Source organism: Paraburkholderia sp. GAS32 (assembly GCF_050434225.1).
Lineage (GTDB): Bacteria > Pseudomonadota > Gammaproteobacteria > Burkholderiales > Burkholderiaceae > Paraburkholderia > Paraburkholderia madseniana.
On the sequence record NZ_JBNPVS010000007.1, the window covers coordinates 1 to 12,336 of the forward strand.

General features: G+C 55.5%; 7 protein-coding genes and 1 pseudogene. 5 read left to right on the forward strand and 3 right to left on the reverse strand.

What is annotated here, in order from left to right:
- Positions 1-266 precede the first annotated feature (266 nt).
- The 5 genes and pseudogenes from P3T25_RS10695 (at position 267) to P3T25_RS10715 (ending at position 9,261) form a co-directional block, all read left to right on the forward strand.
- Positions 267-2,204 (forward strand): rhomboid family intramembrane serine protease, encoded by a 1,938-nt coding sequence (locus tag P3T25_RS10695; RefSeq protein WP_429358050.1) that lies wholly within the window; start codon positions 267-269, stop codon positions 2,202-2,204.
- A gap of 633 nt (positions 2,205-2,837) precedes the next feature.
- Complete coding sequence (locus tag P3T25_RS10700; protein ID WP_429358051.1) at positions 2,838-5,693, forward strand: type VI secretion system Vgr family protein; 2,856 nt, start codon at positions 2,838-2,840, stop codon at positions 5,691-5,693.
- Positions 5,694-5,696: 3 nt separating this feature from the next.
- Positions 5,697-7,670 carry a phospholipase D-like domain-containing protein gene (locus P3T25_RS10705; RefSeq protein WP_429358052.1) on the forward strand — a complete coding sequence of 658 codons (1,974 nt, stop codon included), beginning with the start codon at positions 5,697-5,699 and terminating at the stop codon, positions 7,668-7,670.
- Between the two features lie 3 nt (positions 7,671-7,673).
- Positions 7,674-8,984, forward strand: a complete 1,311-nt coding sequence (locus P3T25_RS10710; RefSeq protein ID WP_429358053.1) for an SEL1-like repeat protein — start codon at positions 7,674-7,676, stop codon at positions 8,982-8,984.
- 28 nt (positions 8,985-9,012) lie between these two features.
- Positions 9,013-9,261, forward strand: a pseudogene (locus P3T25_RS10715) (PAAR domain-containing protein).
- A gap of 126 nt (positions 9,262-9,387) precedes the next feature.
- Here P3T25_RS10715 and P3T25_RS10720 read toward each other — a convergent pair.
- The 3 genes from P3T25_RS10720 to P3T25_RS10730 form a co-directional block, all read right to left on the reverse strand.
- Positions 9,388-10,062 (reverse strand): hypothetical protein, encoded by a 675-nt coding sequence (locus tag P3T25_RS10720; RefSeq protein WP_429358054.1) that lies wholly within the window; start codon positions 10,060-10,062, stop codon positions 9,388-9,390.
- A gap of 72 nt (positions 10,063-10,134) precedes the next feature.
- Positions 10,135-10,911 (reverse strand): hypothetical protein, encoded by a 777-nt coding sequence (locus tag P3T25_RS10725; RefSeq protein ID WP_429358055.1) that lies wholly within the window; start codon positions 10,909-10,911, stop codon positions 10,135-10,137.
- Positions 10,908-12,335, reverse strand: coding sequence for a hypothetical protein (locus P3T25_RS10730; RefSeq protein WP_429358056.1), 1,428 nt, complete (start codon positions 12,333-12,335; stop codon positions 10,908-10,910). The genes P3T25_RS10725 and P3T25_RS10730 overlap by 4 nt, the downstream gene beginning before the upstream one ends.
- Position 12,336 lies beyond the last annotated feature (1 nt).

The window sequence follows — 12,336 nt, forward strand, 5'->3', positions numbered from 1 at the left end:
TCTGCTGAGTAGGCTTTCATTCACCCTGATTTTACCGCCCCCGGACCATGTCTATAGGAATCAGATAACACGACAAGTAGTCTGACGCCGGGGGAAGCTGTCGTTCTATGAAATGCGGCGATCCGAACAGGAAAAATGTCTCCAAATTCTGCGTACGCATCTCCCAGGAGCCGCCGTTTCAAACCTTTAGGTTTCGAGACGGGACACAGTCGAGCGACTAACGTCGACGGGGCGCAGTTCTAGTTGACAAGCGCGAGAGGGCGCGGATGACATCTATAAAGAAACTCAACGATATCAAGCTGGTATTGATTCTCGCGATTGCCAATATCGCGATCTTTCTTTTCCTTTGGATGCAATCGGGCTACAGCAGTCCCGACAATGGGCGCCTGCTTGACTGGGGGGCCAATTTCGCCCCGCTAACGCTGACCGGAGAGTCCTGGCGCTTGCTCAGCAGCGCTTTCCTCCATGCGAACTGGCTGCACCTAGCGCTCAATATGTACATGCTGCTGATACTGGGCAGCCTGCTCGAACGCATGGTCGGTTCATTGCGGTTTGGCGTCATTTATCTGCTGTCCGCGATCGGCGGGAGCTTGCTGAGTGCATTGTGGCATGGCTACCACGAGGTTAGCGGTATGCAACAGGCGTTGGGCGAGTTGATTCCCGTGACGACGATTCGTCCCGTGGTCAGCGTCGGTGCGTCGGGTGCGTTGATGGGCCTCGCCGGCGCCGCAATTGCATTGGCAATTTGGCACCGGGACGGCTGGCCTCGCGATTCGTCCATTCGCATCAGCGGTCGCGCCGTTGCGCAGGTTATCGCGATCAATCTGGTGTCCGGTTTCTTCACCGCCGGGGTCGACCAGGCCGCGCACTGTGGTGGCCTCATTGTGGGTTTTCTGGCTGCGCTCGTGCTCTGTCAGGGCGATCCCACGAAGTCGATTTTTCAACGTGCCGGCTTGCCGCTAGTAGTCGGAGCACTCGGCAGTGCGGCGCTTTTCGCTGTAGCCCAACACGGTCAAAGCCCCGCCTTGCTGGATTGGAAATCCCAGATCTCGGCCCAACGCGCCAAAGAGCAGGCTCAGCAGAACGCCATCAAGGAGACACAGGCCGCTGAGCAGATGATCCGCGAAGACAAGCGAACCCGCCCCGCACCCGTCGCCGCCAGCATCGCCGCCGGCACGGTTATTAGCGTGAGCAGGAATCCCGACCATATGGCTATCGGCTCGTCGGGTAAATATGTCTACGTCACGGACAATGCCGCCAACACGCTGAGCGTGGTCGATGTCGCGAAGCGCGCGGTGATCCGCACTATTCAGGGAGATTCATTCAAGGCGAGCCAGTGCCTCGATAGCTACTGCCGTGGCGTGGGCGCTGCGGGTATCGCGGTGAGCGCCGACGAACGCTATGCCTATGTCGCCTCGATGCGCGAAAACAGCCTGGTGCGCATTGATCTGTCGACCGGCACGTTGATCGACGCGGTCAAGCTGGGCAGCTTTCCGCGTGAGGTGCTCCTCTCCCCGGCCGGAGACAGGCTCTTTGTCGCGAACGGTCAGGAAGACAGCGCTTCCGTTGTCAGCGTCACGCATTGGCCGCAGGTGATGGCCACACTGAAGTTGTCGGACCAGTCCGTTCCGCAAGGGGTGTTCAGGCGCCCGGTCATGATGTGGCTATCGGCAGATAATCGCCGCTTCTTTGTGAATACCGTGTCGAAGTCTTCCATGCTCGAGTTCGACACCCAGACTTTCCGTCTCGTCGGGGAGCATGCACTGAACGATTTCTCCGCGGCCATGCCCATAGCGTCCGCTGGCGGCGTGTGGCTCTCCGGCGGACAAGACGCGTTGGCGTGGGCTGATCCGCATACGCTCGCCGTGCGCAAGACCTATCCTGTCTGCACCTCGTCCGCCCAGATGATCGCCGGCACCAATGACGGCAAGCTCGTCGCCGTGGCGAACACCTATAGCAAAACGCCGGCGGTGAGCGTGATCAAGGTCGCCACGCGGCTCTCCATGGGAAGCTACCCCGTCGTAAACGGCGCTTCCCAAGCGATCTTTGGCCAGGACAACAAGACGCTCTATGTCATCGGCTCAGGGCAGGATAGCGGCACGCTCTCGATACTCAATCTCGACAAGTATGTCGCGGGGGATGATGGGGAGCGAGGCGACTTCCTGTGCCCAGCCTCGGCAGAAGGGGAAACGCAAGGGTCCTGAGGCTGGAGCATGGTCTTGAGCATCCCGCCCACTGAGGAAGTGCGAGCGACCGGGTGTCGATCGGCACCCGGACAGAAGCAACTCAAGTGGCGGCCGTGCTCAATAACACCCAGTTTTGATTCACGCGGTCATGTCGTTCAAACCGTACGTAAACTTTGGCGTCGGCGTCAGGTGAGATGCATTGGCCCGGAGCCGGCGTTGCTATTTTCTCCCGTTGTCCATTCGATAGGCACCGCCGTGTTCGCCTTCAGCGTCGAAATGATTCGCCGCGGTTAGGTGCCCGTGCGACGAATGCTTACGCAGGGCTGCTGCCGTGATGAGTAGTAGCAGCGTCTTGTTGCGGTGCTTTCGCGGACACTGGCCGATTGCCGGCCTTTTCTCGCGACTCTGCGACATGAATCGTGTTATCTGGTTGCGCCGTTTTCGAACCGGTGCATCGTAATCTATCTGGCAAACAGGAGAGCCGTCAAAAGATCGTTTAACAGAATTTACCGATATGCCATGCGCATATTCTGATTATGGAAATAAATACCGTTTTACACTGGTTGATATTGGCTAGCTGGCTGATTAGTCTGAAGTTTTGTAGAATCGCGCTGAGCGCGATGGCTCAATCAGCTAACAAGAAGAGGCGGTATGGGAGCGCAGGACATAATCGGGGCAATAACTGGCGGACTCGTCCAGAGTGACCGCCTCCTGAAACTGGATAGCCCGCTCGGCGATAATATTCTGCTGCCACAGCGGATTGTCGGTTATTCGCGGATTGGCCGCCATTTCGAATTTACGGCCGATGTCGTTTCCGCATCTGGAAACATCGAGCTCAAAACCTTAATTGCGCAGCCCGTCACGCTGTGGATCCAGCAGGCTGACAAGTCCTATCTGCCACATCATGGCTACGTGCACACGGCGCGACGTCTCGGATCGGAAAGCGGACTGACAAGCTACCAGATTGGATTTGCATCATGGATGCATTTTCTGCGCTTCCGCAAAGACGCGCGGATCTGGCAGGACAAGTCTGCGGATCAGATTCTGACCGATGTCTTCACCATGCATCCCCAGGCGCAAGGGGCATTTCGTTTTGCGCTGAGCAAGCCGCTATCTTCGCGTTCGTTCTGCATGCAATACGAGGGCGATTGGAATTTCGCTCACCGGCTAATGGAAAGCGAAGGCTTGTTCGGATACTTCGAGCAGGCTAGCAACGGCAAGTCGCATACGCTCGTCGTCACGGACAACCTCGACTCTTTTCAACAACTCTCGCCGCAAACCGTTCAGTTCTACCGGGCGGGCACCAACAGTGAAACCGACGCGCTCGTGCAGTGGTCCGGCACACGAACGCTGCAAAGCGCCACGCTCACGACACGCACTTTCGATTACAAGGTGCCGAGTTCGCCGGACAACCCGAAAGGTACCACCGTGCCGACCCTCGCGACTCAAGGGAATCTACCAAAACAAGCAGAGGTCTACGAATACACCGGCGCCTATACCTATGGCGAGCAGAACCGCGGCGATCAACTGTCGAAGATCCGAATGGAAGAGTGGGAATCTCGGGCAAAGCGTTTCTTCGGTGCAGGTGGCGTGCGAAGCGCGGATGCCGGCCATTGGTTCCAACTAGACAATCACGCTGAGCACGGAACGGATAGCACTCAAAACCGGCAGTTTGCCATCATTGAGACGGCCTGGTTCGTTGAGAACAACCTGCCGGCATCCAGTCAGGCCGCCGACTTCCCGCATAGCCTGATTAGCGAACTGGCGGCAGCAAGATCAAATCATAGCTCCCAAGACGGAATGAAGGTTGCCCACAGCGATGGCAGCGAGGGTTTCTTCCTCGTTGAAATCGAAGCACAGCGCAAAGTCGTGCCGTATCGCAGTCCGCTTGAACATCACAAACCGTCGATGCACCTACAGTCGGCGATCGTCGTTGGACCTGGCAGCGAAGAAGTCTATACAGACTCGCTGAACCGCATCAAAGTGCATTTTCATTGGGACCGGCTCAATGAGGGCGACGAAAAGGCATCATGCTGGGTGCGGGTCGCGATGGCCGATACAGGCGGCGGATACGGTGGCGTGCATGTCCCGAGAGTCGGCGAAGAGGTTCTGATCGATTGGGCAGGCGGCGACTGCGACAAGCCGCTCGTCACCGGCTGCGTCTATAACGGCGGGAAAACACCGGACTGGCATTCGAACGGCATCCTGTCAGGCTACAAGTCCAAGGAATATCAAGGCAGCGGCTACAACCAGATGGTGATGGATGATGCGACGGGACAGAACCGCATTCAGCTCTATAGCAGCAGCACAAATGCGCACCTGCATCTGGGATATCTCATCGACCAAAGCGGCAACACGAGAGGCAGCTATCTTGGCAGTGGGTTCGACCTGAAGTCGGATGCCTATGGCGCGCTTCGAGCCGATCGAGGGTTGTATGTTTCAACTCACCCTACCACGAATCAACCGCTCGACGCCCGCGCGGCCACCGATCAGCTGGTCAACTCGGAAAGCGTGATCGATGCGCTCTCCCAGGCTAGTGAGATCTCACAGGCGGAAAGCCTTAAGAGCGGTCACGAGGCGCTTAATGCTTTCACTGGTGCTACCCAAAATAGCACCACGGGAGCGTCGACAGGCGGCGGTAACACGGCAGGCGGCGGCACAGGAAGTGCAAACACATTTAAGCAGCCCATCATGTTGATGGCGGCGCCGGCGGGCATCGCTTTATCGACGCAGAAGTCAGCTCATATCACCGTCAACGAACACATCAATCTGGTCAGTGGGCAAAGCACACACGTTGCGACGGGCAAGTCGCTAGTTGCGAGCATCACACAGAAGCTGAGCCTGTTCGCGCAAAGCGCCGGCATGAAGCTGTTCGCGGCGAAGGGGAAAGTTGAAGTACAGGCGCATGCCGACAATGTCGAGTTGACCGCGCAGAAGTCTGTGCGCCTCATCTCAGCGACCGAATCCATTAAGGTGGCCGCACAGCAAGAGATCCTGTTCACATCCGCGGGGGCCTACATTCGCATGAAGGACGGCAACATCGAAATTCATGCGCCGGGGAAGATCGATATCAAGGGTGCGCAACACTCGTTCAGCGGTCCGGCGCGAATGGATGTGAATAACCCCGCGTTCAAGGATATGCCGACGCAGCGGTTGATGCTGAACACCGTTGCTTCGCCGTCTGCGACCAGTGTCGTGCCTGCGGGGATGCCTTATAAGTTGTTTGCGGACGGGGCACTGGTGAAACAGGGCGTAATCGATCGCACTGGGCAGGTACCGATCGATCACCACGTGACGACGCAAAAATACACACTTGAAATGGCCAATGGCGTCAAGCATGAGATTCCGGTGCCCGGGGAATATCGAGGCGATGCGGCAAACGGCGCGCTGGCGAATCTGGGTTTTCACTTCCACGAGGGAAGTCCGGATGGGGGCGCGAGCACGGTTGATCGGGCAGTTCACCGTCAAAAATATTTCGATCTGCTCAATCCCGGGACAGAGGAATAAGTAATGGCGCAACCAAGCAAAATCACCACCCCTCTACCGACGAATCAAACACGTGAGGCGACCTTATCGTCACCTTGGTTTGTACAGAAAAGCGAATATGCTCCGGACTACGGAACATTCAAGCCACTAGTCAACGGCGAAGATGCGTTCAGCGCAATATATGACGCGATCGTCGATGCGAAGCACTCAGTCGATATTATCTGCTGGGGATTTCAGCCATCGATGTATTTTAAGCGCGGCTTTGACAATCATTCCTTGCCAATTGGCCATTTGTTAGCGCAGAAGGCGGTAGCAGGTGTCAAGGTACGCCTCTTGTGCTGGATGGATGACACTCATATCGCCGAATGGGGCGAGAATAATATGCCTGGCAACAGCCCCTTCCTGACTTGGCTCAAAACCAAAGTCCCCGATTCGTGGGTTGCAAACTCGACGCTGGTTTCAAAGGACTATCAGAAGGATTGGCAACGCGAGTTAGATATCGATTGGTACAAGATCGCCAATGCGAGCAACGTCACGAAGTACACTATTTCGATAGGGCCTAAGCCAGCTACCATTCCGAATTTTGAGTTCGCAACTCGCGATTTCGACCCGATCGAGCGAGGTGAAATTGCGTGGCGCGCATGGTTGAAGAGCAACGATCCAGGGCGAGGTATCGGCACCAAGGCCGCAAATAGCGGCTCCTTCGCGTTCGAGCCTACTCATCATCAGAAGATGGTCCTGATCGACTATGAAGTCCCTGATCGGGCGTTTGGGTTCCTGATGGGACACAATATGCTGGACACCTACTGGGACAAGGACAAACACAGTTATGTGCGTTTCGATCCTCGCGTAGGTCGCAACGGCCTTCATCCGCGTCAGGACATTTCGAGTCGCGTGAGTGGGCCGATCCTCCAGTACATGAATAAAAATTTCTGCCAGGCATGGGACGACGCCACCGGCCAGCACTTAGAACAGTCGCGCGACGCAATTGCAAAACCATTGCCCTTGCGCCGCGACTTTGACGCGCCGGTGATGGCACAGATACTCCGGACCCAATCGCAGCAGGGCAAGCATGGGAAACGTGATATAGAGACGATGTACCTGCAGGCGATCAATAATCACACTAGTTTTGTGTACATTGAAAACCAATACTTCCGCTACAAGCCCCTCGCAGACAAGATAACGGAGGCCGCGAAAGCACAATTTAGCAACGGTCGCGACGCTGGATCTCATGGCTGTCTCTATCTATTTGCAGTCACGAACTCTACTGACGAGGGAATGGGTACGGGCACGTACAACACGTATCGGATGCTTCATGCACTTGGTCGTGACGACGCAATGGATGGCGTCACGCGCGTCGAGCGCAGCGAGTCGCTTGATGCGCAACAAAAAGAATTGGAGGCCCAGCTTGAGGCCGAGCAGGCATCGGAAAAGAAAATGGAATCGACCGGCGTCGACTTTACTTCTTCGGCTGTGATAGGCGCTATGAACTTCATCCAGGAAAGCCGGATGCGTCAGCAGGAAATCCAGCAAAAGCTAAACGAAATAAAGCAACAACAGCAGAGCAACGCGAACGCGAAGCAGAAAATCCTGCCGTCGGAGGTGACAGGCCTGAAGGTCCATGTTTGCACGCTCGTCGCGCCTGATTCACCACCTGGAAAATGGGACTACGTGTACGTGCACGCGAAATTGATGATTGTCGACGATGCCTTCCTGACCTTGGGGTCCGCGAACATCAACTTGCGAAGCATGGAGGTCGACAGCGAACTGAATATCTGTGTTCCGGAAAGCGATAAAGTCACCAAGCCGCTACGGCAACGACTGTGGGACTTGCACACCGGAGGTGCGATCGTAAGTGACAAACTGGACAGGATATTCACCACCTGGGGCGATATCATTATCAAGAATGCAGACCTTCAGGCGGGCAAGACGGAGTCTCCTGTCGCTTCCTTAGTTGGCTTTCAACGGGACAGCCCCATTCGCACTTATAAGGATTAAGCGATGCGCCTGGTCACGTTGTTCCTTTTCGTCTCGCTTTCTCTTCTGACCGCCTGTTCCCACAAGGAGGATGCAGTGTCTTCTGCACCCGACATGGCTTCCGTCCGCGCAAGTCTGGCATTTACCTGCGTACATGAAGCAGACAATCTTCCGCAGCTCGATCCGGACGCGGACAAACTCTTCAAGTACGGTCGCTACCTGCAGACAGCCGACGGTCCTAAGGATTTTGATGAAATCACCCGCCTATACCGTATCGCAGCTGCCAATGGCCACTACAAAGCGAACGGTAACTTGCAAAAACTGCTCTCCGAGGGTTTTGCGAAGTCACCCGATGCTCAAACTGAATCGGTTGACCTAGCCGAACAGTTGATTAAGCAAGGCGTGCCCGGTGGTTACTACGACATGGGGCACTATCTTGAAACGGGTTATGGCGTAAAGCAAAACACGGAAGACGCATTGCGCCATTTCCGCAAAGCGGCGGATCTGGGCAATCCGGAAGCGCAATACTACATCGCGGAATTGCTTGCTCCGGCCGATAAGGCGCCGGAAATCGCAAGGCAAATGCGTCAATGCGCCGCCGATCAGGGCCATGGTGCGGCAGCCACAAAGCTAGGCGTGAACCTTCAGAGCGCCTCACTCTATTCTGATGCCGTAAAGGCATTCCAGAAGGGGGCAGCAGCAGGGGATGCGAATTCAACCTCATTCTTGGCCAACGGTTTTACAGGTCCGTCGGCAAGCAATCGGTTGTATTTCCTTGCGTTGTCCAATGACCCAGAACGCACAAAACGCTATGGTCTTGTGGGCGATTTCATCACCCGCAATGAGGGCCGCAACCCGAAGGTTCCGGACATCGACAGTATTGTTCCACTACCACCAACGAAGCTACCGACTTGGGACGGCACATTCCAGTGGGAAAAAATACGAGCAGCGGCTACACCTCCGGAGAGGCCAACAGATGAGGTCATCGACAGGTTAAGCAAGGAAAAGAATCTCGATCCGGCTACGGGCCTGCCGTTGCCCGGGATGTCAGGTAAGACATCGCAGAACGAGCAGCCGGCAAATGTCTTGGCACGTGTACCGCTCGGTACTGTGGCGCGCACTGGTGAGCCGTGCCCCGAAGACGGCGTATGGTGCGCGAAACTCAGCGCTGGCCAGACTGGCGACGCGCAACGACGTTTCTTGAAGGGCGACGTGCTGCCCTCGCTCAACGTGCATGAACCTCGGCAATTAGCGTTCATTGACCGCTGGATGGGCACCCGCCAGCACACTACGCAGGTGACATGGGAACTCGTCGGATATATCGACAAGACCTGATCCGGAGAAGCGCGGCCGAGGCCATGCAATCCATCCGAGCCCTATCGCCCGATCAACCACGCTCGAATTGCAACGGCGGCAAATTGCGCGCGAAGGCGATGACGTCCCGTGCCCAGCGTGCCACTAGACCGGAAAGATCTAGTGCGATGGGCCGCGTCTACCGATGACTGGACCTGACGGTCGACGGGCGGCACTGAGTGACGACCTGCGCATCTGCCAGTGCACTCCACCGCCGAAACTGGTCGCGTCTCAGAGCTCGGCTTCTATCGAAGTCTGACTCTGTAGGCTCGTAGATCGTCTTGCCCCTTCACCACGAAAGGCATTGTGGTCTTTGAGTATCCGCTGTTCCAAGTATCTGGCAGCCTCATGTTCCGTGGCCTTACCGCGCTCGATACCTATGCAATCAGAACCACGGGTTGCCCCGCGAACGCTCAAGCGTCAGTGGCAGATGAATCATAACCAGGTACTGCCTTACCAGGAGTCCGGCGACCCACAGTGAGGCAGGAAACATGATGACGGCTCCCAGGAACAGAGCGCCGTGTGATCCGAAGTATGGAGAAAGAATGCGGCCCAACATCAGCGAAAATGGCGCGATAAGCATGACAAGCCACATATGTAACTTGCCCGAAGGACTTCTTGCCTTGATGAACGCCTCAAGCTTCGCCATATTCGCGAGTCTGTAGTGAAGTACGTCGCCCACGTCTTCAAACGACTGTCCGACGAACTTCGATGTTGCGAGTGCCCGGCGCACTTCCTTTCCGGCTAACGTCATCCAGTACGCAGTCAACGCGAAACCGCCCCCAACACCTATCACGTGAAAAATCACGGGCATGGGCGCGAGCAGGAAATAAAAAAAGTAGAAGGTAACTCCAAACGTGAAATAGACCGACCCGGTGGCGAAGATGCCGGCAAGACCCGCCGAGCGCAGGCGAGATGCTCCCTTATCAGCAAGACCGAACGCAACTGGAAATATGATGCAAGCAACAAGCATCATTATCGCCAGCTGGCAAGGCATGGACGAAGTTTTGAAAACGCGGTTGTAGAAAAAATATGCGATTGCTGCGCAGACGACGTTCAATACTATCGAAATAGGAACAGACCGGAAGATTAGCCTCCAAACCTCACTGGGCGATTTCTTTGCCATAACACGTTAAAACACAGCGTCCGCGCTGATCTTGACAGGCTTACCGGCGCTCTTTTCCAACGATAGGGGTAGTTGAATCATGATGACGAAGACCCGAACGGTCAGGCCAAGTAGCCAAAGTGATGCAGGAAACGTGATTGCTGCGATGAAAAATAACACGCCTTGCGAGCCGAAATAAGCGGACAGCAGACGATTGAGCACCAGAAAAAACGGTGCGACTCCCATGACGATCCACGTGTGCCAAGCAGGGAACGGATTCTTTTCCTCGTACAACTTATTGAGAATTTCAAAAAACTTGTCATCGCACTGAGTTGACGCACCAGAGAAGCTGAACGCCTTTTCGACGAACTTTGACTTCTTGATGAAGCTACTAAGCGCACGATACGAAAACACAATCCAGTAAAGCGTCAAGATTCCGCCTACTAACAAGCCGATCGTTCTGGCTGGCACGGGTATCGGTGCGAAAATGAAATAGAAGTAGTAGAACGTAATGCCAACTAGCGTATACGCAGATAGCAGATTGAACAATCTCACCCAGCCGTAGACAACGAATCGTCTTGTGTTTCGAAAAGCAAGCAAAGCAACGAGCGGCGAGAAGATGCAAAGCAACGCCAGCGCGATACTGATCTGTCCAGGCAAACTCGAAACTTCGAAGTCGTAGCGATATGCCGCGAACGCTAGAGTGATCGAGAACGCGTGCAGTAGCAAGGTGGCGCCGAGCCCGCGAAGAACCGTCGAACGCAGTTGATTTCCTGTGTTTGTATCCACTACAACATGCGTCACGGCATTCCTCCAAACATTGGCGAATACGGATTATAGTCAGTCGGCATATTTTTCTCGTACAGCGCCGCCGCCTCGCGTAGCTTGGAGGCGACCCAATCCGTGAAGTGCACTTTCTTGTCGATCAAGTTGACGACGTAACCAACACCAACGGCGACACCGATCGCAATTGCTACGGTAGCGACCACTGGGAATGTAGCGAGACCCGCGGCAATGCTGGCGGTCGCCAGACCGCCGACTATCAATGAAGTCAAAGCAGCGGTTAGGCCGGCGACGGCGAGATCAATTCCCACCTTAGCAAACAGATCGAACCAATCTTTTTTGTGATGCCCCGCATTGTCGACCTGTTTGTAATCGTTGTACCACTCAGCAAAGTCAAGTCCGATGGTGAGCACAATTGTAATCACACCGGCCTTTGTGGTTACCGCACCCTTAGCGCTCTTCCACGCCGACTGCGCCATCGATTCGGCCGAGCCTGCGCCGCCCGTTATGGCGAATATTTTTGAGTTCTTGACTGAGTACTTCGCCGCTGTGATTTCCTCGCGGGATTTGAGACTGCCTTTGAAGACCACGTACCACTTTGGCCCGGCCCGTTTGTGAACGATCCTCAATAGCCTGAAGTTGGATTTCCAAAGCTCGGACACCCACGGAAGATTGTCACCGAAGTATCCAGCCGTCCCGATGAATTGGCCGATGATCCAGTTGCGAGTTGCGACTTTTTGGGTATCAATGGCCGTTTCGTCAGCACCGCCTGTCTCGAGTGCCTTTACGAGGTCTGACGGAATGGTGGTGACATCCACTTCAAAGACATGTCCGATCTGTTCAGGTGCCGGATGCGTGGCAGGAGGTAACTTCACTGGCACAAGCTTTTTGCAACTAAACGGATCGTCGAAGAACGTCGTCGCGGTAGGGTATGGCGTCAACCCCATCTGCCAGCTCGGCTCCATGAAACGACTGGCTAAACCAGGTTGACCGGCAGTTGGCTTCCCGCCTGAAGAAAACAAGGCGAGCTGAGGAGACGCGCTGATCCCTGCCTGCGCGCCGTAAGTCAGGATAATCGGTTCGGGTTTTGTTTTCGGGTCTTCCCCGTGGTTATCCGTGTTGAGAAGCAACATTGAGTAGCGTTGTAGCTCAGTCGTGCCAACCCTCAACAGAAGAAAACCCTTGAAATCGCGGCCTATCCAGATGTGGAGACGCTCGCCGTCCTGGAACGTCGCGCTCTTTACGCGCTGCTTTTTGCGCGTATCGTAGATCCAATCGTCCGCTGCTTCGACGGTGTAGGTCTTTCCTTTGGAAAGGTGCACGTCGAATATCACATCGCGGTGCTTGCGAAGCAGGACGGTGACGTCGGTCTCGGCCCAGCATTCGACCGGTTCACCCGGCAAATCGATGCAGACGGTATGTTGGATCAGGGGACGGTTTCCCATT